Source organism: Trinickia mobilis (genome assembly GCF_017315705.1).
In the GTDB taxonomy this organism is placed as follows: domain Bacteria; phylum Pseudomonadota; class Gammaproteobacteria; order Burkholderiales; family Burkholderiaceae; genus Trinickia_A; species Trinickia_A mobilis.
Genome location: NZ_JAFLRF010000017.1, coordinates 91858 through 114532 on the forward strand (window position 1 = coordinate 91858; position 22675 = coordinate 114532).

12 protein-coding genes and 1 pseudogene are annotated in these 22675 nt (G+C 62.5%); 10 read left to right on the plus strand and 3 right to left on the minus strand.

Annotation, left to right across the window (positions count from 1 at the left end; all coding sequences use genetic code 11):
- Positions 1–8 precede the first annotated feature (8 nt).
- The 7 genes and pseudogenes from J3489_RS22285 to J3489_RS38345 all read left to right on the plus strand — a co-directional run bounded on the left by J3489_RS22285 (position 9) and on the right by J3489_RS38345 (position 15663).
- Positions 9–260 carry a hypothetical protein gene (locus tag J3489_RS22285; RefSeq protein ID WP_207001698.1) on the plus strand — a complete coding sequence of 84 codons (252 nt, stop codon included), beginning with the start codon at positions 9–11 and terminating at the stop codon, positions 258–260.
- 515 nt (positions 261–775) lie between these two features.
- Positions 776–2410: a Tc toxin subunit A gene (locus J3489_RS22290; RefSeq protein WP_207001700.1), complete on the plus strand. Its 1635-nt coding sequence runs from the start codon at positions 776–778 to the stop codon at positions 2408–2410.
- Entirely contained in the window at positions 2404–3750 is a 1347-nt protein-coding gene (locus J3489_RS22295; protein ID WP_207001701.1) for a hypothetical protein, read from the plus strand. Before J3489_RS22290 ends, J3489_RS22295 begins: the two co-directional genes overlap by 7 nt.
- 103 nt (positions 3751–3853) lie before the next feature.
- Entirely contained in the window at positions 3854–5191 is a 1338-nt protein-coding gene (locus J3489_RS22300) for a neuraminidase-like domain-containing protein (protein ID WP_207001703.1), read from the plus strand.
- Between the two features lie 446 nt (positions 5192–5637).
- Positions 5638–8331, plus strand: a complete 2694-nt coding sequence (locus tag J3489_RS37775) for a Tc toxin subunit A-related protein (RefSeq protein WP_242540200.1) — start codon at positions 5638–5640, stop codon at positions 8329–8331.
- Between the two features lie 170 nt (positions 8332–8501).
- Positions 8502–12931 (plus strand): annotated as a pseudogene (locus J3489_RS37780) (SpvB/TcaC N-terminal domain-containing protein).
- A 35-nt stretch (positions 12932–12966) separates the two neighbouring features.
- Complete coding sequence (locus J3489_RS38345) at positions 12967–15663, plus strand: RHS repeat-associated core domain-containing protein (protein ID WP_309491402.1); 2697 nt, start codon at positions 12967–12969, stop codon at positions 15661–15663.
- Between the two features lie 309 nt (positions 15664–15972).
- On the opposite strand, the gene J3489_RS22325 is transcribed toward J3489_RS38345, so the two are convergent.
- Positions 15973–17433: a lytic polysaccharide monooxygenase gene (locus J3489_RS22325; RefSeq protein WP_242540201.1), complete on the minus strand. Its 1461-nt coding sequence runs from the start codon at positions 17431–17433 to the stop codon at positions 15973–15975.
- Between the two features lie 413 nt (positions 17434–17846).
- On the opposite strand from J3489_RS22325, the gene J3489_RS22330 reads away from it, so the two are divergent.
- A complete protein-coding gene (locus J3489_RS22330; RefSeq protein ID WP_207001709.1) occupies positions 17847–18023 on the plus strand; it encodes a hypothetical protein in 177 nt (58 codons plus the stop codon).
- A 178-nt stretch (positions 18024–18201) separates the two neighbouring features.
- Here the strand turns inward: J3489_RS22330 and J3489_RS22335 are convergent, their stop codons facing one another.
- Positions 18202–18936, minus strand: coding sequence for an SDR family NAD(P)-dependent oxidoreductase (locus J3489_RS22335; protein WP_207001710.1), 735 nt, complete (start codon positions 18934–18936; stop codon positions 18202–18204).
- 111 nt (positions 18937–19047) lie between these two features.
- Between J3489_RS22335 and J3489_RS22340 the strand changes: the two genes are divergently transcribed.
- Complete coding sequence (locus J3489_RS22340; protein ID WP_207001712.1) at positions 19048–19629, plus strand: TetR/AcrR family transcriptional regulator; 582 nt, start codon at positions 19048–19050, stop codon at positions 19627–19629.
- 37 nt (positions 19630–19666) lie between these two features.
- Here J3489_RS22340 and J3489_RS22345 read toward each other — a convergent pair whose 3' ends face one another.
- Complete coding sequence (locus J3489_RS22345) at positions 19667–20644, minus strand: LysR family transcriptional regulator (protein WP_242540202.1); 978 nt, start codon at positions 20642–20644, stop codon at positions 19667–19669.
- A 389-nt stretch (positions 20645–21033) separates the two neighbouring features.
- Between J3489_RS22345 and J3489_RS22350 the strand changes: the two genes are divergently transcribed.
- The gene (locus tag J3489_RS22350; RefSeq protein ID WP_207001714.1) at positions 21034–22665 is read left to right on the plus strand and encodes an FAD-dependent oxidoreductase; all 1632 of its coding nucleotides are present in this window, start codon (positions 21034–21036) and stop codon (positions 22663–22665) included.
- The last annotated feature ends 10 nt before the right edge of the window (positions 22666–22675 follow it).

Below are 22675 nucleotides of genomic sequence, written 5' to 3' on the forward strand. Positions count from 1 at the left end.
TGAAAAAAATGCGGAAAGACGAAGCCGATGTCGAAAGCGCAATGGTGGGACAACGCCGCCTTGATGCAAACGAATCTCAAGAGGATTTGAAGAAGGGGCTGCAATCCGGCCGCGGTCCCTTCGTCGGTGACCGTGTCGGCGTGAACCGGCGAAAATGCGACGATCTATTCGGGCGGGTATTAGAGAAGCCAGAGAAGCGGATTCGGTCGCACGAAAGCGTCCCGAAAAAGGATAGCCAGCGGAATTCGCCCGTCGAATAATTTTATTTGCACATTTGCTTGGCAGCCCGGCAATCGGAGTTTGGACTGACCGGCCTACATGCATCGATGCGATTAAACCGGTTCCAAATATTTCGATGGGCGTAGTGTACGGGGCGTTCCATCTGGAATTTCAAATTCCTGCCAAAACTTGATTGACAGATCTTTGATGGAAGGCAGCTTCGCAACTTTGCTTGAAGACCAATAGATTTACTAAAGAAGCATCTAAAATTGTCTTTGAGATTGTTTGTAAATACGTGATATAAATTTGCGGTCTCACCGATTAACAAATAAACAGAAATGTCTATACGGCGACCGGCGGCATTCCATGCGACGGCGCGAAGATTTACGAAGACTGCTACATCGACTACCCGGACTTGGACATGATCCCGACCGCGTTGATCATCAAGATGGCCTTTTAAGCTTGTCCCTCTGTTCGAATTCTCGGCGCCACCACCTCGGCGGGCCTCCACGAAAGCGGGGCGGTTCAAATTTTCCACTTGCAGAAGAGGTATGTGATGAATGATTCCGTGGTGCCCCTTGAAGCTCCCTGCCTGATCGATCAAGTGACCGGTGATCGCGAAATGAGCTGGCTTCTGCACGAAGCCGGCCTGAATTCGGTGTTCGATATTGCCAAGCTGAGCGCCGAGCAGTTCGTGGCGCGCCACGGCGTCCAGCTCAACGGCAACGGCGCGGCAATGCATGAGCGGGCGACCAGCTACGCCAATCAACTGCTGCAGGCGGCACGGGCGATCCGCATGGGCCAGCGGCAACGCACGCCGTTCCCGGAAGGCGGCGGCATTCCCGATGCCTATCTGGCGGTGGGCGGGCCGACCTACCAGCGCCAGTTCAAGGAGCCCTGGTTCGACCTGTGCGCGCCCCGCGCGATCGAGGCCGCCGACTCACCCGTGGCCTACCTGGCGGATCTGTACCGGCTGGCGGCCGAGCTGGAGCGAAGCGCCGGCGCCGGTGCGCTGAAACTCGCCACGCGGCGGCCGGATATCGGCCAACTGGTGCTGGATGTGGACAGCACGTACAAGGTGGTGCCGACCCTGAGCCTGGTCAACGAGGTGCTGGAGGCGGCCATCGCGCCGACGCTCGGCGGCCAGGCGCTGGACGAGGTGTTGGCCACCAGCCGCTACCCCTTCAACCTGCCGTTCGATCTCTGGAACAGCCAGATCAACCTGGCGCTGCAGGCGCAGCACACCGACTTGGGGGAGGTGATCGCACAGGCGGACCTCAAGGCGCCGTATTTCACGCGGGTGCCGGACGACCCCACGGAATTGACCGGCTTGCAGACGCGCTCCTTGCTCGCGTCATCCGGCCTCAGTGAGGAGGCCTGTGCGCTGATCAGCGGACCGATGCCGGCCAGCGACGACGAGGCGATGGCATTTCTGCGGCGGCATTATGGGGTGAGCGAGCAGGTCACCACCCTGCCGGAAATGATCAGCCAACTGAGCCAGGTGTCGAGCTTTCTCAAGGCGACAGGGCTCAGCGGCGAGGAGCTGGATCATTTGTTCGCGCAGGGCGAGTTCCGCGCTATACGTTCGACGTCCGTGCCGAGCGCGATGATTGTGCCGGAGAGTTCAGGAGCCGGGCCGGAGCCCATGAGCGATCCGCACAATTACTACGGCGTGCGATATATCCATGGCGCTAGTGCAGACAAGGTCTACCTGCACACAGCGAATGGCTTCATCCAAGGCCTGGATATGGAACGCCTGTGGCGGATCAACGCCTTTGTGCGGCTGCAGCGCTGGAGTGGCCTGCCGTTTGATCGCCTGGATCATTTGATTGCCCACGCGGAGAACGCCGGTGTTCCTCGCCTTCGGTTGCTGCAGCAGCGTGCCGTGGGCTTGTATCGCCGTTGGCATGCGCGCTACCAGATCGTGCCCGATGTTGCTATCTCGTTGTTGAGAACCGGCGATATCAATGTGAATGCCATCGGCAATCAGACGCCGCAATGCGATCTGTTGTTTGGTGCGCGTCCAGGCGTTTCAGAGGCGCTGGTCTTGGATTTCGGTACGTTCGACCCAGACGACCCGGACGATCCCACGGTGCAAAAAATCTGCGCGGGCCTGCAGATCACCAGTGAGGAATGGCGGCTGATTATTAGTCGTGGCTGGGGGGGAAATTGCGAAATATTCGTGTGCTGAATTACCCCTACCGGGCGATCACCGTTCCGCGCTTGTTCGGTTTGGGCGTGATGGAAGGCGTAGCCCTGTTTGATCTGTTGGGGTCGGTGGCTCAGGACTGGGTCACAGGTGTTATTAAGAGCGAGGTGCAGAGCAGCAGCCTAGACAGCCTCCCCGGTCTGCTCGCCTGCGAATCGCTGGCGACTTGGCTGCGTGCGATCAACCTGGCGCCGAGTGCATTGCGCCAGCTGCTCGGGTTGTCCGCGGAGATCCCGGTGGAGACGCCCGAGCTGGTGCGCTTCGCCCAGGAGCTGCGGGAAAACGCCATAGCCGAGTGCCTGCTGAGCGAGCGCTTCATCCAACGCGGCTTCCCGGCGCTGGACCTCGACGGCCAGGTCCTCGACTGGCACCGCCTGCTGAGCACAGTGCTGGATCCACAAGGCTTGGTGTTGGCCTTCGACGACGCGCACGCGCAGGCGACGATCACTGAAGCGGCGGCGGCGGCCGTGGCCCCCCTTAACCTGGCCGAGGCCGACAAAGCGCGGCTGAAACCGCAGGCGGTGACGCTGCTCCTCGAGGCCCGGGCTGCGCAGGCGGCGCTGGCCAGCACGGCGTTGGCCAAACTGTTCGGCAGCGAGACGGCGCTGGTGCCCGGGCTGCTGCAGTGGGCGGCCAGCTCGCCCTATGCGCTGCTTGCCGCCACCTTCGAGACCGCCGCGCGGCAGGTCGCGGGTCTCGCGCCCAGCGCGGCCAGCACGCCCTACGTGGAGCTGCTGTACCGGCTGAGCCGCTATGCCCAGGTCATCGCCATCCTGCAGTTGAGCGCGCCGGCCCTGGCGCTGTTCCTGGCGCACCCGGGTTGGCTGGACGGCGATCCGCTGACCGTCGATCTTCCCTTGGTCGTACCGACCGTGTATTGGCTGAGCCGCTGGCGCGACCTCGTGAACCAATCGCCGCTGGCGGAAGAGAAGGTGCTCAGCTACCTGATGGCCGCCAACGCGGTGACGCCGCCGGAGGATTGTGCGGCGCGCCTGGCCGAAGTGCTGGACTGGGATCAGACCTCGGTCGAGGCGCTGTTCGCCGATGTGGGCCACCCGTTGCGCTCGCTGGAGGAGCTCGATTGGGCGATGCGCATGCAGAAGATGACCCGCGAGTTGCGGGTCCCGGTCAGCGCCGTCTTGACCGTGCGCGGCGCCACGGCGGCCTTGCCCCGCCGCGACGAGTATCAGCCGCTGGCCCGAGCGCTGATGGCCTCGCTCGGCGGCGAACCGGATGAGCGTGGCGAGGATTCGGTCCCAGCCCCGGCTCCGGCCTCGGCGCAGCCGGCCTCCCGCGGCCTGGTCCGGGCCGCCGCTTCCTAACCCCGCCTTTGCCGGGCCCCGCGGGGCCCGGCCCTTTCGCATTGCGTGGGCCGCCCGCAACCCGGCGGGCCGCCCACGCCCTCAAGAACGGATGGAGAGTTTCATGACGACTGCGCAATCGATTTCGGCCCAGCTCCAGGAAGCCCGCCGCGACGCCTGTGTCGCTTATTACCTGGGCCAGGTGGCGCCGGCCAATCCCTCGCTCAAGGAACTGGTCAAGACTCCGAATGACCTCTACGAATACCTGCTGATCGACAACCAGGTGTCGTGCGAGGTCAGTACCAGCAAGGTGGCGCAGGCCATCGCGAGCCTGCAGCAATACATCGGCGCGATCACCTTGCAGCTCGAGCCCGGGTATGAGAGCGGCGTGGCGCCGAAGCAGGTGGAGCGCTGGCAGACCACCGACAGCCGCTACCCGCTCTGGGCCGCCAGCCAGCAACTGGTGCAGTACCCGGAGAACTACATCGAGCCGACCTTGCGCCAAGGCAAGACCAAGCTGTTCGAGGCGCTGGAAAACACCATTAACCAAGGGCGGATCAATCGCGACTCGGTGGAAGACGCGGTGCTGACCTACCTGAATGGTTTCGAGGAGGTGGCCAACCTGGAGGTGGTGTCGGCCTACGAGGACGGGATCAACCAGAAGGAGGACACCTACTACTTCATCGGCCGCACCCGTTCCAAACCCTACCAGTACTACTGGCGGCAACTGGACATATCGCTGCGCAACCCGACCACTCACGTGCTGTTCCCGTCTGCGTGGACCGATTGGAAGAAGATCGACCTGCCGCTGCCCGATTCGAAAAACCTGAAAACCTCCGATACATCGCAGATCACGGCGATTCAAGGCGGGGTGCGGCCGGTGTTCTTGAACAACCGGCTGTATGTGGGCTGGCTCAATGTCGAGGCGCGGCCGCAAAAGCCGGAGGTCCCCGAGGGCGAAAAAGACTACATCCTTCAGTTTTATATCGCGCACAAGAAGTTCGACGATACGTGGTCGGTGCCGCATTTGCTGCAGGAAGAGAAACTGAAGGGCAATACCAGTCAGCCCAATCGCCTGATCGTGACCGTGGATCTGCGTGAGAACGATCCTTACCTGGCGCTGATAGCGTATCAGAAAGGCGGCAAAACTCCCTTGGCACAATGCGTATGTGACATGCTCCTGACTGTGGTGAGCAAGCCTTTTGGGGAGGAGTTGATCTCGGCGCTAGGTGAGGACGGACGAGTATTACACCCGTACACCAACTCTGACTACATGTTGGAAAGTGCTATCCCGAAAGACAACACGTCACCCGGATGGAGCGGTGATGCAGTCTCTGCCATCAAATTGGACGTCCAATTTGATGGCAAGGCATTCAAATTAACTTCAACGAATTCGTTCACGCGAAGTATTTACAGTGATCCCAAGTTAACCCTGAATGTTCCAGAAAAAAAGTTATATTAAAATCGAATATCAATGGTACTTATATGCCTTGGTATGTAGGGCTGAGCACTACAGCTACGTTTGTGCCTGCGAGCGACAATCAATTCAAGGTTAGTGGAAACTTAAGTGTAAGTACGCCAGATCAAAAAACCAAGACAAAACTGGTTGCGCTAAGATTTAATGGGGCTATGCTTGTGCCGGAGACAACGGGAGATGGTGGGTGGACTGAAAAATCTTTTCCAATTCAAGATGTACTTGTTAGTGCCCCTCGGGATGGGATATCTGTTGATTTTCACGGAAGGATGTCGACACCCCCGGTAGTTGATTATGAACATCCATTTGGTTCAATCGGTTATGCAACTTACACTGCGCCGTCGTTTGTTCGGTTTGATTCGGGTAAATACGCCATCTGGGCGGTTAATAATGATTCATTGGGCTCGGAGCTTGCGAGTAATGCCAGCGAGCCAATGGATGGCGCGCAAAGCCTGGATGCACAAGCCGACTTCAAGCCCGGCACGCTCGTATACAAGTTTGTTACCGGATGGGATAAGGGCATTTCTCCTACACCTGGCGCAAGGTTGTTTGAGGTCACCATCAAGGCTACCAGCAGCATCCAGGCGCTGAAACTGGTTTCGAACACTCAGGGCGCGCAGTACCTCGACGTGTCCAGCCTTGGCTACGCCTACAAATCAGTACGCCTGAACACCCTGTTCGGCAAGGAACTGATCCGCCGGGCCAGCGTATCGCTCGATCAGGTGATCGACTGGACGACCCAGGAGATGCCCGAGCCGCCGATGGAGGACCCGAATGCGAAGAACCTCAAGATGGACTTCCACGGCGCCAACGGCCTGTACTTCTGGGAGCTGTTCTTCTACCTGCCGTACCTGGTGGCCTGGCGGCTGAACCTGGAGCAGCGCCACCAGGAATCCACCGACTGGCTGCACACCATCTTCAACCCGCTCGACCCCGGCACGCCCGACGGCAAGCCGCCGTACTGGAGCGTGCGGCCGTTGGTGGAGGAGGGGTCGCAGTCCAGCCGCCTGGTCCAGCCGGACGACCCCGACGGGATTGCCGCCTCGGACCCGGTGCATTACCGCAAGGCGGTGTTCTTGCGCTATGTGCAGACTCTGCAGGACCGAGGCGATGCGGCCTACCGCGAGCTGACGCCGGATGGCTTGAACAGCGCCCGGCAGTGGTACGTGGCGGCGCTGGATCTGCTCGGCGAGCGGCCCGACCTGGGCTACACCTCGCGCTGGGAACCGAGGCCGCTGGCCGAGGTGGCGGGGGGCACGTCGCAGCGCCTGCGCGCCCTGGAGGCGAAACACCCGGAGCTGCCACTGCTGCCGGTGGTGCATGACTGGACGCTGCGCGCGGCCGACACGGATGCGTTCCGCCCGGCGCTCAACACCCAGCTGCTGGCCTACTGGAACAGCCTGGAAAGCCGGCTGTTCAACCTGCGGCACAACCTCACGCTGGACGGCAAGCCCTTGGTGCTGCCGCTGTTCGCGCCGCAGGCCAACCCGCGCGAGCTGCTGGCCGCGCGCAGCCGCGGGGCGGGCAGTGGCGGCGGGGGCGCGGCGGGCGCGCTGACGATTCCGCCGTACCGGTTCCTGGTGATGCAGAACAAGGCCCTGCAGGCGGTGGAGACGCTGATCCAGTACGGCAGCACCTTGCTCGGCCTGCTGGAGCGCAAGGACGCCAAGGACATCGAGCAACTGCAACTGAGCCAGCAACTGGACCTGCTGGATTTCACGCTGACCCTGCAACAGCAGGCCATCGAAATGACCCGGGCGAGCGTCGAGGGGCTGCGCCTGGGCAAGGCGGGTGCGCAAGCGCGGCGCGACCACTACCGCAAGCTGTTCGATGAGCCTGTTTCCAGCACCGAAAGCCAAGCCATGGACCTGCGCACCACGGCCGGCGCGCTGAACATTGCCGCGCAGCCGTTGATGATTGCCGGGGGCCTGGCGTCGCTGGCGCCGAACATCTTCGGGGTGGCCGTGGGCGGCTCGCAGTGGGGCGCGCCGCTGGCCGGCGTGGGGGCCGGGCTGCAGGCGATCGGCATGGCCACCGAAATGGCGGCGCAGCGCCTGGACACCTCGGAGCAGTACCGGCGCCGGCGTTCGGACTGGGAGATCCAATACCAGCAGGCCGAGCACGAGATCGCCCAGCTGGAGCAGCAGATCGCCGCGCAGGCGCTGCAGGAGCAGTCGGCGCAGACCCAGCTGCAGCAGGTGGAAGCGCAGCAGGCGCAGCTGCAGGCCATGCTGGCGTTCCTCGACACGCGCTTTACCGGCCCGGCGCTGTACCCATGGCTGATCGGCCAGCTCTCCGCGCTGTACTTCCAGGCGTATGACGCCGTGGTGTCGCTGTGCCTGGCGGCGGAGGCGGCCTGGCAATACGAGATGGGCGAGTTCGGCTCGCGCTTTATCCAGGGCGGCGGCTGGAGCGACTTGTACAAGGGGCTGCTGGCCGGGGAGACGCTGAAGCTGGCGTTGCAGCGCATGGACCAAGCCTACCTGACGCGCAACGAACGGCGCCTGGAGGTGGTCAAGACGGTGTCGCTGAAGGCGCTCAAGGATCGCGAGCCGGACGGCTGGAACCAGGCGCTGGCGAGTCTGCAGGCGAACGGCACGCTGGACTTCGCGCTGAGCGAGCGCGACTACGACCAGGACTACCCGGGGCACTACCTGCGGCAGATCGCTTCGGTGTCGGTGTCGCTGCCGGCGGTGAGCGCGCCGTACCAGGACGTGCGCGCGGAGCTGACGCAAACCAGCAGCCACGTGCTGAGCGCGGCGGACATCGAGGGCGTCAAGTGGCTGCTGAAGCCGGAGGGCAGCGCGGGCGACAACGTCCAGTCCAACCTGCGGGCCAGCCAGCAGGTGGCGCTGTCCACCGGGGTCGAGGACAGCGGGCTGTTCGTGCTGAACTTCGGCGACGGACGCTACCTGCCGTTCGAGGGCACCGGGGCGGTCTCGACCTGGCAACTGAGCTTCCCCAATCCGGACGATGCGCGTCAGCAAGCGCTGCTGAGCAGCCTGACGGATGTGATCGTGCGGGTGCGCTACACCGCGAAGAATGGCGGGCGCGCGTTCAGGGAGGCGGTCCAGGCAGCGGTCCAGTCGCCGTCGCGAGCCCTCCCGTCGCCATCGCGATCGCGATAGGCACGGGGCAGGCGGGCGCCGGGGCTGCCGCCCGGGCGCCCTTCATCGGCGCGCAATCGAGGTGAGGTATCCAGATGAAACTGCAAGAAGCGGTACAACTGCCGCAGATGGAATTGCCCAAGGGCGGTGGCGCGATCCAGGGGCTGGGCGAGGCGTTGAGCGGGGGCGGAATGAGCGGGGTGGCGTCGCTGAGCGTGCCGTTGCCGATCAGCGGCGGCCGCGGCTTCGCCCCGGCGCTCGCCCTGGATTACGCCAGCGGCCAAGGCAACGGCCCGTTCGGCCTGGGCTGGGCGCTGAGCCTGCCGAGCATTGCCCGGCGCACGGCCATGGGGGTGCCGCGCTATGACGACGAGACGGATGAGTTTCTCGGGCCATCGGGGGAGCGACTCGTACCGGAATGCGACGCGCAAGGGCAGGTGGTCGCCGTCACGCGGCAGCTGGCGGGGACGACCTACCGGGTGGTGCGCTACTTTCCTTGCGTCGAGGGCGGCTTCGACCGCCTGGAGCGATGGAAGGCGGAGTCGGGCACGCTGCTGAGCGATGATTTCTGGCTGCTGCGGGGCGCCGACGGCAGCCAGCACGTGTTCGGCAAACAGGCGGACGTGTGGGCGTTCGATGCGCGGATCGAGGACCCGGCCGAGCCCGGCCGGATCCTGCGCTGGTTGCCGGTGGAGTCGGTCAGCGTCGATGGCCAGCACCTGTTGTACCAGTACAAGGTGGAAAACGCCGACAACGTGGCTACGGAGACGCCGGCGGAAGCGCCGCGGGAGAGGCGAGCGCAGCGTTACCTCAAGCGGGTGCTGTACGGCAATCAAGAGGCCTATGACGGGCTATACGTCCTGAGCATCACGGGCTCGGTGCCCAGCGCCGAGGCATGGCACTTCGAGCTGGTGTTCGACTATGGCGAGCACCAATTGCCCGGGCAGGAGCGGCCCCAGTACTGGGAGCAGGGGTCTTGGCTCGCCCGCGCCGATGCGTTCTCGGAGTACGCGGCGGGCTTTGAAGTTCGGACCCATCGCTTGTGCCGCCAGGTGTTGATGTTCCACCGCTTTGCCGAGCTGAACGCCGGGCAGCCGACCTTGGTGCGCGGCTTGGCGCTGGAGTACGCCGAGGCCCCCGCCTTGACCACCCTGCAGGCGGCCACGGTGCACGGTTATGGCCCGGACCCGGCCAGCGGCCTGGAGAGCCAGGCGGCGCTGCCGCCGCTGGAGTTCGGCATGTCGCCGTACGACCGCCAGGCGGCGCGTTTCGAGCCGTTCGAGGCGCTGGCGGACATGCACGACGGCGTGCTCTACCAGTTGGTCGACGTGTACGGCGAGGGGCTGCCGGGGGTGCTGTTCCGCGACGGCAGCAGCTACCTGTACCGGGCGCCGCAACGGGCCGAGGTGCCCGGCGATGAGAACGCCGTGGCCTATGGGCCCTGGCGCCCGTTGCCGCAGTTGCCGACCGGCGGCCTGACCCCGCAAGTGGGGCGCGCGCTGATGGACCTGAACGGTAATGGCCGGTTGGACTGGGTGGTCACGGCGCCGGGGTTGGCCGGGTTCTTCAGCCTGGGCCCGGATGGCCAATGGCAAGGATTCACGCCGTTTGCCGCGTTACCCACCGAGTTTTTCGCCGACGGCGCGCAACTGGCCGACTTGCTCGGCGGCGGCGTGCCGAGCCTGGCCCTGATCGGGCCGAAGAGCGTGCGGCTGTATGCCAACCAGCGCGACGGGCGCTTTGCCGCACCGCGCGACGTGGCCCACGAAGGCGAGGATAGCCTGCCGAGTTTTGCGGCAGCCGACAACGAACTGGTCGCCTTCGCCGATGTCCTGGGCAGTGGCCAGAGCCACCTGGTACGGGTGCGGGCCGATCGCATCGAGTGCTGGCCGAACCTGGGGTATGGCCGCTTCGGCCAGCCGATCCGGCTGGCGAGCTTGCCGTTCGCGGCGGCGGCCTTCGACCCGCGGCGCGTCTTTTTGGCGGATCTCGATGGCAACGGCGCGGCGGACCTGATCTACATCGAGGTGGACCGCCTGCGGATCTTTGCCAACCAGAGCGGCAACAGTTTTGCCGCGCCGACCGAGCTGCTGTTTCCCGACGCCCTGCGCTTTGACGACCTGTGCCTGGCGACCTTCGCGGATGTGACCGGCAGCGGTTGCGCGAGCCTGGTGCTGACCTGCCCGCACATGACCCTGCGGCATTGGCTCTGCGAGTTTTCGCCCGCGGGCAAGCCGCACCTGCTCGATCGCTACAACAACAACCGGGGCCTGGATGCGCAGGTCGCCTACCGCAGTTCCGCCCAGGAGTGGCTGGACGAGAAGCGCGACCAGCCGGGGGCGGTCTGCCGGTTGCCGTTCCCGGTGCAGGTGGTGTCGCAGCAGATCACGCTGGACGAGATCAGCGGCAACCGGCTGACGCAGCGCTATCGCTACCGATCGGGGTACTACGATGGCGCTTCGCGTGAATATCGCGGCTTTGGCCTGGTGATCCATCGCGACACGGAAGGGGAAGGGGACGCGAGATCCCAGGACAAGACTCTGACCGCGCCGGCGGAAACACGGACCTGGTATTGCGTCGGGGCCGAGTTCGATGCCGATCGCCGCGGCTATAACCAGGACGATGCGCAGGCCTGGCCGTTGGGCGCCACCCGCTACGTGGATGCCGATGATCAGCCGATCGGTGCGCCGCCGGCCGTCTGGCTGACGGCTGCGCGACGGGCCCTGAGCGGGCAGGTCCGACGCGTCGAGGTGTATGGGCTGGACGATGCGCCGGCAGCAGCTTTGCCCTATTCGGTGGCGGAGTCGCGCTACCAGGTGCGGGAGGTGCAGGGCGGTGCGCAGCCGAGTCGATCAGTTGGCAATACGAGCGCGACATGACGGACCCCTTGATTGCCCATCAGGTGTTGCTCGAGGCCGACCGCTATGGCAGCGTCACCCGCAGTGCGCAGATCAATTACCCACGCCGTCCCAATCCGACCACGCCTGACGAATGCAACGACGAGCAGCAGGAAATGCTCTACCTCACCGAACAGACGCGACAGGTGCTGCATCTGGATCACGAGGACGAATGGCGGCTGGGGCTGGCCTACGAGAGCCGGGAAGCCGTGTGGCACTGGGCGCGGCCTGATGCGCCGCAGGGGCTGCTGAGCCATGAGGTTCTCGCCGCATCCGATAGTCCGTTGAATGACACGGCGCGAGGCGAGTTGAGCGGCTGGGCGCGGTTGTACTACCGCGACGCGGTTAGCGGTAATGCCCTGCCGTTGGGGCAGGCCTCGCGTGAGGGACTGCTTAGTCATACCGAGCATGCCGAAGCGACGCCTGAGCTGTTGGCCGAAGCTTTTGCGGGGCACCTGGAAGGCGAGCGTCTGCGCCAGACCATGGATGAGGCTGGTTACTTGCTGGCCGAGGGGTACTACTGGGTCCCCAGTGCGCAGACCCGCTACCTCCCTCGTGCGGGGTTTCTGCGCCTCGACCGTCAAGTCGATCCCTTTGGTGCTGTCACCCAGGTCGGGCACGACCCGTATTACTGCGCCGTCACTCAGGTCACCGATGCGCTCGGCAACATCACGCGGGCCGAGTTCGACTACCGCCAACTCGCCCCCTGGCGCCTGACCGATCCCAACGACAATGTCCAGGAGGTCGCCCACGACCCCTTGGGCCGGGTCCGGGTATCAGCCTTCTACGGCACGGAAGCGGCGCAGCCGGTGGGGTTCGATCCGGTCGGCGACTACCGCAGCGAGGTCGTGGGGCTTGAGCAAGCACTGACGGATCCTGCCGGCGCGATCCGTCGTGCGTCCGTGGTGTATTACGAGGAGCCGTTCAGCTGGATGCCGCAGGTGCGGTGGGATGCGCTGCCCCCGGCGCTGAAGACCGGGGCGCTGCAGCTGGAGGGGATCCAGGCGTCGCTGCTGGCGCGGGGCTGGGTGAGCGCGGAAGGCCGGGTGCGTGCCCGCCGGCGTTTCGCGGGCACGCCGCTCGATGGCGTTTCCCCGCAGACCGAGGCGGCGGTTCGCGCGGTGCTGGACGGCTTGCCGCGCGAGCCCGTGCACAGCGCCGTGCTGACCCATGACCGCTACCCCGACGACCCCGAGCGCCAGATCCGCTGTGCGCTGGTGTTTGCCGACGGCTTTGGCCGCAGCCTGCAGACCAAGTTGCGTACTGAACCGGGGCCGGCCTATGTACGCGATGGCCAGGGCAACCTGGCGATCGACAACGGAAAGTTGCTCGAACAGGACGCGGATCCGCGCTGGGTGGTGTCGGAGCGGGTCGAGTACAACAACAAAGGCTTGCCTGTGCGCACCTACCGGCCGTACTTCCTCGACAGCCACCACACGGTGAACGATGCCGCGCTGCGCGAGCACGGTTGCTACGACACCCTGTGCTATGACCCCCTGGGCCGCAACACCGAAGTGTGGACCGCCGCAGGCTATCTGCGACGGACGACCTATGGCGTGTGGTTCGAGAGCCATGAGGACGAGAACGACACCGCGGCCGAGGTCGAGGCGTTGCGCGCGCAGGCGAAGGATCCGGCCGCAGTGCCGTTGGCGCGGCAGGGCTACAGCCCGTCCGGCAACGATGCACAGGCACGATCCGATGACACTGAAGGAGTGAGCAAATGAGTTCCTCGCTACACCGCGACACACCGAACGTCATCGTGCGCGACAACCGCGGCCTGACGGTGCGCACGGTCGCCTACAACCGCAGCGCGCCGGACGAGCCGCGCGATACGCGCATCAGCCGGCAGCAATTCGATGCCGCCGGCCAGCTGCTGAGCCAGACCGATGCGCGGCTGGCCGCGCCCAATCTGCGCACCGTGCACACGCTGTCGGGCCAGCCGCTGCGCAGCGACAGCGTCGACGCCGGCCTGCGGCTGGCGCTGGCCGACGTCGCCGGCCGGCCGCTATGGGCCGCCGACGGCAACGGCCAGCAGCGGCGCCGGCAGCACGACGCGCTCGGCCGTCCGCTGGCGGTGCAGGAACAACGCGGCGACGCGCCCGCGCAATGCCGCGAACGCTACGCCTACGGCGAGGATGCGCCGGATGCGGCCGCGCACAACCTGCGCGGCCAGCTGTGGCGGCACGACGATCCGGCCGGGCGGCGCGCGCTGGCCGGCTACGGCCTGCACGGCCAGCCGCTGGCCGACAGCCGCCGTTTCCTGGCCGCGCTCGACGCCCCGGATTGGCCGGAAGAGGCGGCGGCCAGCGAAGCGCTGCTGGAGCCGGGCGCGGGATACGCGACGCGCTGGGACTACGATGCGTTCGGCGCGGTGATCGGCGAGCTGGATGCCGTCGGTCATCGGCGGCGCAACGCGTACGACCGCGCCGGACTCTTGAAGGGACGCTGGCTGCAACTGGCCGCAGGGGTTGTCGCTGAGGCCGAACAAATCGTGCTGACCGAGCCGAGCTACAACGCCGGCGGGCAGTTGCTCGCCAGCCGTGCGGGGAACGGCGTGCGGCGCGACTATCGCTACGAGCCCGCAACCTCGCGGCTGGCCGCGCTGCGCTCGGTGCGCGAGCGCGACGGCGTGGTGCTGCAGGACCTGGGCTATCAATACGATCCGGTCGGCAACGTCACCCGGATCGAAGACGGCACGCAGCCGGTGCGCCACCATGCCAACCAGCGCATCGACCCGGTGCGCGCGTATCGCTACGACGCGCTGTACCAGCTGCTCGAAGCGAGCGGCCCGGAAAGCGCGCAAGCCGGCCAGCAAGGTCCCGGCTTGCCGCCGCTGCAGGTGGGCGACGATGGGCAACTGGCCAACTACGTGCGGCAATACCGCTACGACCGCGGCGGCAACCTGGAAGCGATCGTGCATGCTGGCGCGCAGCGCTACACGCTGGAGATGCTGGTCTCGCCGCGCTCGAACCGGGCGGTCGCCAAGCGGCCTGGCGTCATGCCGGGCGACGTCGACGGCTGCTTCGATGCCAACGGCAATGTGCGCGAACTGCAGCCGGGCCAGCCGTTGGCCTGGGACGAACGCAACCAATTGCAGCGGACCGTGCAAACCGAGCACGCCGACGGCCCGGCCGACGACGAGCGTTACATTTACGACGGCGGGGGGCAGCGCGTCAGGAAGGTGCGCAGCTGGCGTGCCGGCAGCCAGACGCATCGCGAGGAGGTGCGCTACCTGCCGGGGCTGGAATGGCGCGAGACATCGCAGTCGGATATCAGCGGCGGCGGCCGCAAGATCAACGAAAGCCTGCAAGTCGTAACGGCGGACGGCGGCCTGCGGGTGCTGCATTGGGAAGCCGGCCAACCCTCCGGGATCGGCAACGACCAGGCGCGCTACAGCCTGGATGACCAACTGGGCTCCAGCGTGCTGGAGCTGGACGGCAGCGGCCAGAAAATCAGCCGCGAGGAGTATTTCCCGTTCGGCGGCACCGCACTGAGGGCGGCCCGCAGCGAGAGCGAGGCCAAATACAAGACGGTGCGCTATTCAGGCAAGGAGCGCGATGGGACGGGGCTGTATTACTACGGCTACCGCTATTACGCGCCGTGGCTGGGGCGCTGGCTGAATCCGGATCCGGCGGGGTCGGTCGATGGGCTGAATTTGTTCAGGATGGTGCGGAATAATCCGCTGCGCTTCAAGGACAACGCCGGACTGAATGCAACGGACGGAAAAGCGGGTGGCAAGCTTTTCAAAGACGCAAAGAGCTTGGGCATGAAGCGCCTCGATCAAGCCCAAAAATTTCTCAAGGAGCCGAAAAATCGGCAGAACGCACTGCGAATCGGCAAGATATTCTTCGGCAGCACGCTGGAGGAGTCCTATCTTGGAAAATGGTCGGAGAACATCGCGAGTGTTCACAGTGCACTCGACAAGCTGAAGACATCAAAAAACATCGACTACCTGCAGGCCAAATCGGGCAAGGCAAGCGTCGTCGCCGAACTCAATATGGATGCTTATGGGCGTGACGACCGCAACAAGCGAAAGTATGTGAATGTCTACACCGCGAAGATCGCCGAAATCCAGGGCACCTCGCATTTAGGTCCGGAACATGTCGCCCACGTCGCCATCCACGAACTGTCCCACGGGGCCCTCAAGACCGACGATCACGAATACATCGGCGTCATGGCCCAACCCGGATTTCATGATCTGACGAAATTGGCGAGCTTGCCGATGCTGGACCAGGAGATGCCCGGCGTGCCGCTTACTTTGGCCGAGCGGCAAGCAAAGGCGAACAAAATCAATCAATCGAAGGAGAATGCCGATTCATTTACCGTTGCCACCCGCTATCTCGCTTATGCGCAAGACAAGCCAGAGTTCGTCGGGCAATTGACCGATGCATACGATGCGTGGCTCAAGGGGGGAAAACAGCAGCCGTTGTTGCTGAAGATGGAGGGGTGGTACTAAATGCGATACTCCTGGTTTGTACCGCACCGGCGCAAACCAGGGAGCCGCCCGGCATTATTCAGCTAGACGTTTTTCCAGCGCCTGTTTGACCGTAAGCGCTCAATCCAGCACACCGAGAGGAATCGCACCGCACCGAATGGGCGCGATGATTTATCGGATAGGGGAGGGGCAGAGGAAACGGTCCGAGTCGGCGTGTGCCGATCGAACCGTTTCATGGGGGCAGGAAATCCAATGAAAATCGCCTCTTCGCACGAAGAGGCGATCCGTTCCGGTCACCGCCCAGGGGCGCCGGAATACCGCTAAGTCAGCTTACTTGCAGGAACCGCTGTCCTTCCACACCTTGCCGCTGCCATCGGCGCCAGTGTATGCGGCGTTGCCCGCTTCCTGATTCTGGGTCCACCAGCGCGCGGTGTAAATCTTGCCGTCGCGCTGAACCTTCGCACCACCGGTGTACGCGGTGCCGGGCTTGTAAGGCGCCGCTTCGCATTTCGCGTTGTCGGCCGTGTCGCTGCTTTCGCCGCCCGTCAGCTTGATGTCGAACGATTGCTGCTCCATCTCGCCATCTCGTTCGCGAGAAGTGATGACCAGCGTATGCTCGCCCGCCTGCGCGGCCGGTACATCGATGCTCACGGTGCCCGAGCGCTCGATCATCGCCGGCGTGAAGCCGACCAGTTTGTTTCGCGCGTCGTACAGCTTGGCGTTGATCGCGGCGGCGTTGTTGACCGTCACGAACGGATCCACCTTGGCCTTGCCGCCCACGATCGGATAGCTGCTCTTCACCGTCACGGTGAACGACGGGTTGATGCTGTCGGCCGGCTTTTTCTGGATCTCGATTTCGACGCGCTTGATGCCGCTGCCGTCTTTCGTGAAAATGTCGTTCTTTCCTGCCGCCGGCTCAATCGAGCCGCTCGTGCCGAGCGTCCCGGCCATCATCGACGCGGACTGCTTCTTGTTGATTTCCTTCGCAAGTTGCAGCCCCCATGCGTTGCGCTCGCCGTTCTTGTCGGAGTTGATCGTGATCGACGTGGACAGGCTGCTTACCTCGCCGGAAGCCTTGAAGACGCGAGTCTTGACTTTATCGCCCGCTTTCAGATCCAGAGACGGTTCGATCGCGCCGACCTCCTTCCATTGCGGCGTCGGCGGCGGAGTCGGCGTGCCGCCATTGCCGCCGCCGTCGCCCGGGACAATGTTCGCATCCATCACGTTATAGAAGCTCGCAGCGGTGTCGCCCACATCCCACACGGAGAGAATCACGTGATAGCCCGAGCGGTCGCTTGGGACGTTGCACTCCATCGGCAAGTCGTAAGGCGGAAATTTTTGGTCGTATTCCAGGGAGCAGAACGGCGTTGACTCGAACGAATCACGCGTGAGCGGCTTGTTCGGATTCCAGCCTTTCTTTGTGATGAAAAATCGATAGTCCCTGGTTTTGTGAGGCGCGGTATGGTGCCACTTGAACGTATTCCTGCCCGTCTTGATATCGACTTTTTTCCAGCGGTCGGCGGTCTGTTCATTCAGCGGAAGGGTCTTACCTGCCGATGCAAGAGTGCCGTCCTTCGGGCCCGTATCAGGGTATCGATCCGGCCCTTCCAGGCTCTGCGTGTCGTACAAGATCCATTCCCCGCAGCCCGTATTTTGTTTGGTTTTGCACAGGTAATTGCGGCCCTGATCCAGCCAGCCGTGCGCGGACGCGTTTTGGGCAAGCATCATCGTCATGCATGCGACTAGAGGCGACAGCTTGAGGAGCGTCTTGTTGAGGCGTGATTTCTGCATTCAATGAATCCTTTCTGAAAAACGAAAAATAGTTGCCTCCATGGGGGCGCATGGATCTGGCGAGAGCGGAATCGACCGATTTGGCCGATGTCGGAATTCTGTGTGTGATAGGCGGAGCGGAAAAGGAATCTCAAGCAACATTGAAGAGCGTCGCGCGAACCGCTAATAAAAGGAGTGCGAAGTGTAGAAAAAACGAAGCGAACATGGCGCGGAAAGTGATTTACCGCGACCGGCGGCCGTGTCGGCGGCGATCAATGGATGCCGTTCATACAAACCGGCAGCGTGGCGGCGGAACCGATGCACAAACACGCGTTTTTCTATCAGACGGAGCCGTTGATTCTGGAAATGGCGAGCACGCGGTCGGCACCGGGCTCATGTCGGCCTATAAGAGCGTCTATTAGGGCAAGACGACCGTGAAGGCCGCGCGCGAGCTAGTCGGCCTCGGCCTCATTTCAAAAGATGGCGTTGAATTCAACAAGATGGGGCAGGTCAACCACTTCAAGACCGGCGCGCTCATGGGAAGCGACATTCTCAATGCCTCGCCGCTCGAATGGATGGAAATGGCTCTGCTCAGGAAGCTCCGCTTGTGATTCGAATGGCGTGCAGTGTCGAAAACCACTCAGAGTAGAACAAACGCAGGTCGAGCCGAAGCGAGTGACTGTAGTCCGGTGCGGACATCCTGTATTGATTCCAGCGATTCGAAAAAATTCACTCGTTACATTTCAACCGCCGAGCGCCGTCGGCCATGGCCCTCGGCTGCATACAGATTCAGATTTGAGCCCAACCACCGTCAACCTGGATGTCCGCGCCGTTGATGAAGCTCGCGTCGTCCGATGCGAGAAATACTGCGGTGTTGGCAATGTCATCGGGCACGCCCAGCCGGCCGACGGGGACTTGTGCCGCAATCTGTGCGAAAACGGACGCGCCGGCCATGGCGGCACCTGGGGTTTCAATCGGCCCTGGGCTGATGACGTTCACCCGAACCCTACGCGCCTTCAAATCGACGATCCAGCCGCGCGCGAAGTTGCGGATGGCTGCCTTGGTAGCGGCGTAAAGGCTGTTGTTCCCCAGGCCCTTATTGGCTACAGCCGAAGACATGAGAATCACGGAGGCGCCGTCCGGCATGAGCGGAAGTGCCTTCTGGACCGTGAACACAAGCCCCTTGACGTTGATCGTGAAGAGCCGGTCGAAATGCGCCTCGGTCATCTGGCCAATCGGCGCCTTCTCGAGGATGCCGGCGTTGGCCACAACGATATCCACGCGTCCTTTCTGCACTTTCACAGTTTCGAATAGGCGGTCCAGGTCGGCCAGCTTCGACGAGTCGGCTTGGACGGCGACGATGTTCCTGCCGATTTCGGCGACCGCCGCGTCAAGCTCCGGTTGTCGGCGTCCCGTAATGAATACAAAGGCGCCTTTGCCAACGAACTCTTTGGCGATTGCCAGACCGATACCGCTGCTGCCCCCTGTGACTACTGCGATCTTACCTTGCAATGAAGTGTCCATGAGCGACCTTGTCCAGTTATGTAATGATCGATACAATACAATAAAGACGCTCGCCCGCGGGTGTCAAGTTGATTTTGTAACGATCGATAAATTTACAGATGGAAGGCGAAGATGGCTCGACCTCGCACGTTCGATGAAGGCGAAATTTTGGACCGCGCAATGGATGTTTTCTGGTGCTGCGGCTACGACGGTGCCTCGATGGCGGAGCTGACGAAGGCCATGGATGTCAATGCGCCAAGTATTTATGCGGTTTTTGGAAACAAACGCGGCCTGTTCGACGCGGTCTTGAATCGATACCGGCAGCGTAGGGCGGCTCACAAGAGGTGGATGCTTGCGGGCGCCACTGCTCGCGAAGTCGCCGAGCGTATGCTCTTCGGAGCCGTGGAGTGGCTGACTGACCCAACCGAACCTCGAGGTTGTCTGTTGATTCAGGCTGGCCTCTCAGCCGGGCCGGACAACGACGATATTCCGCAGGAACTCGCGAGGCGACGAAAGGCTCTCGAACTTGTCCTGAGGAAGCGCTTCGAGCAGGCCAAAATTGAGGGCGACCTGCCGCCGGACGCGGATTCGGGGGCACTTGCACGATACGTACACGCGATCTTCAGCGGAATCGGCGTTCTAGCAGCCGCAGGAGCCAGTGCAAACGAGCTCAATGAAACGGTGGAACGCGCCTTGTTGGCATGGCCCACCTGAGGGCGGGTGCAGGCACAGCACAAACCTTCTCACGCTCTCACAAGGCCACTACGGTTCGTGAATGTTTTTTGGGGTTCTGCCATCGCAGCCCGGCTATGACTTGGCGTAGCCACTGATTGCCTGGGTCATGGTTGACTTTTTTGTGCCAGAACTGTCGCACTTTGGCATGTGGAACGTCGAAAGGTAGCGGTAGCAGGCGAAGCTTGCCGGGGTCAGGTGCGAAGTTGCGCGGCACAATTGCAAGCAGATCGGTCGTTGCAACCACCTCGGCGGCAGTGTGGTAATGCGTGACCACTAACACGATCTTTCGGCGAAGGCGCCTTCGTGCAAGTTCATTGTCGACAAGTATCTCGGCGTTTCCACTGCTCACGCGCAAATGTTCGTGTTGTACATAGTCGTGCAGCGACAAACGACCTTGTAATTTGTTATGTTGCTGCCGGGCAATGCAACAATATTCGTCTTCGAAGAGCCGTTGCTGGAAGAAACCCGACTTTAGAAAAGGAAGATTGCCGATCGCTAGATCGGCGCCGCCTGCCTCCAATGTGCTCGCGTATCGGTCGTGCGGGATCTGCATGGCTTCAATGCGTACATCAGGTGCACTGCGCATCACGGTATCGATGAGTTGGGGAAGAATGATCGTCTCGCCGACATCGGACATCAACAACCGGAAGATGCGGCTGGACGATGCGGGATCGAATGCAAACGGCGATTCCAGCGCTTGAGAAAGAAGAACGAATGCTTCTCGAACCGGTCCAGAAAGTTGCTCCGCCAAAGCCGTGGGATTCATGCCTTGACTCGTTCTGACGAACAGCTCGTCATTGCAGCTTCTACGCAACCGGAGCAGTGCATTGCTCATGGCGGGCTGGGTAAGTCCGATCGCGCTTGCTGCGCGCGACACATTTCGTTCCTTGTACAGCGCGATGAAGACCCGCAGCAGGTTCAGGTCTAGTGTGTTTATATTCATGCCGGCGTCTTGCCAGTTTCCCCAGTTGTCTTCAGAAGCATCCCCATGCATCAGGCCAGCCGATCAAGGCCTTTCTGACCTGAAATTCACGATGTGAATGTTCCGTGCGTCGAATATAAGTTGGATAGCGCAGTTCGCAATCGGCAATGGTACCTATGTTGGCTTGACGAGCGCAGCGGATGACGACACATCGGCAGGAATTTTCGGGGCATTGAGGTCGCAATCCTCGCTACATACGCTTCGCGTCGTGCATATGTGCAGGCACAGTTACGGTCCTGCAGTCAGGGGAGGCGAGTCCCTGCTCGTTTGCCATTCAGTTCATGAATACAGTGTCTCTCTCCTATCCATTGGACGCGACACGAGCGTCTAACGATAATTTCCCAGACTTGGCGACCGCAGTTGTGCGGCGGATGGGGTGCAAAGCACGGGAGGAATTAGTGGTGAACGAGCTCATAAAGACACCGGTTTTGATCGTTGGTGCCGGCCCTATTGGACTTGCGATGGCAATCGACCTTGGGTGGCGTGGAATTGAATGTACGTTGGTAGAGCGGGGCGATGGCAACATCGAACATCCACGCACGGGGTTGGTGGCTGTGCGGACCATGGAGGGCTTCCGCCGTTGGGGATTTGCCGACCGTGTTCGGGCGTGTGGGTTTCCAGAGGACTACAGGCTGTCGATGGTGTTTTGCACGAATCTGAACGGCTTTCTTTTAGATCGTGAGGATTATCCGAGCATGCACGAGGCGCCAACGCCGGCGCAGACGCCCGAGAAAAAGCAGCGCTGTCCGCAGTTGTGGCTGCAGCCAATCCTAGCGAATGTCGCCGGGGAAAACCCGTTGGTTTCGATCCGCTATGAGCACCGTTTCGAAAGTTTCGTTGAAACCGATAACGCCGTGCGCTCCGTGCTGACAGATCTGCGTACGGGCAAGCTGATTACCGTCGAGAGTCAGTATGTCGTCGCCTGCGACGGGGCAACAAGTACTATTCGCGAGCAGCTCGGTATTACGATGCGAGGCCGCCTGCTAAGCTATTCGATCAATGTATTGCTGCGCATCCCTGGTTTCAACGAATCTCACGATAAGGGCGAGGCAGAGCGGTATCTCTTCGTGGGTCCGAACGGTACATGGGGCAACCTGACAGTTGTAGACGGGAGAGAAATCTGGCGCCTGACTGTATTGGGTTCTGAGGAGAAAATGGATCTGGACACCTTCGACGCCGGCGCCTACGTCCGCGAGGCGCTCGGCCGGGCCGACGTACCGTTCGAGGTGTTGTCGATCGTGCCGTGGCGACGTAGTGAAATGCTGGCCGAGCGGTTCGTCAAGGGACGCGTGCTACTGGCGGGTGATGCCCTCCACACAATGTCGCCCACTGGCGGAATGGGGATGAATACAGGGATTCAGGAAGTGCTGGATCTTGGCTGGAAGCTGCAAGGCGTTTTAGAAGGCTGGGGCGGTCCGGGCTTGCTTGATAGTTACGAACCCGAACGCCGGCCGGTGGCACAGCGCAATATTGACTTTTCGACGCAGAATTTCCGCGCGTGGAAGGATGCGCCAGATGCCGCTTCGGTTTGCGACGATACCGAGGAAGGCGAGCGCGTTCGCAAGCTCATTGGCAGCAGAATGCGCGAATCCACGCGGATCGAATGGGAGTCGCTCGGACTGCAGATCGGGTACCGCTACGACTATTCGCCTATCGTGGTGCCTGATGGTACAAGTGCGCCCCCCGATGATTACTCTATCTATGTGCAGACGGCCCGTCCAGGGGCGCGGGCACCGCATGCTTGGCTCGAGGATGGTCGGTCGACGCTCGATCTGTTCGGTAAGGGATTCGTGCTGATGGTCTTTGACGGGGCGATGGAATCCGAAGTCAATCGCCTGCACGATGCACTGCGCGAACGGGGTGCACCGGTGACCGTACATGCGATAAGCGATGCCGCGATTGCAAAGCTCTATGGCGCGCCGCTCGTGCTTGTTCGCCCCGACGGGCACGTCGCATGGCGAGGCATAACCACCGGCGATGCGACCGCGATCGTCGAAATCGTCACCGGATCTCGAATGGAGATCCCGGCCTGACCCAGGCAGC

What these genes read in the sequence shown, in the direction of transcription:
- J3489_RS22335 (WP_207001710.1), bottom strand. Translation starts at nt 18,936, where the DNA reads ATGGACACTTCATTGCAAGGTAAGATCGCAGTAGTCACAGGGGGCAGC.
- J3489_RS22290 (WP_207001700.1), top strand. Translation starts at nt 776, where the DNA reads ATGAATGATTCCGTGGTGCCCCTTGAAGCTCCCTGCCTGATCGATCAA.
- J3489_RS22345 (WP_242540202.1), bottom strand. Translation starts at nt 20,644, where the DNA reads ATGCATGGGGATGCTTCTGAAGACAACTGGGGAAACTGGCAAGACGCC.
- J3489_RS22300 (WP_207001703.1), top strand. Translation starts at nt 3,854, where the DNA reads ATGACGACTGCGCAATCGATTTCGGCCCAGCTCCAGGAAGCCCGCCGC.
- J3489_RS22340 (WP_207001712.1), top strand. Translation starts at nt 19,048, where the DNA reads ATGGCTCGACCTCGCACGTTCGATGAAGGCGAAATTTTGGACCGCGCA.
- J3489_RS22285 (WP_207001698.1), top strand. Translation starts at nt 9, where the DNA reads ATGCGGAAAGACGAAGCCGATGTCGAAAGCGCAATGGTGGGACAACGC.
- J3489_RS22325 (WP_242540201.1), bottom strand. Translation starts at nt 17,433, where the DNA reads ATGCAGAAATCACGCCTCAACAAGACGCTCCTCAAGCTGTCGCCTCTA.
- J3489_RS37775 (WP_242540200.1), top strand. Translation starts at nt 5,638, where the DNA reads ATGGATGGCGCGCAAAGCCTGGATGCACAAGCCGACTTCAAGCCCGGC.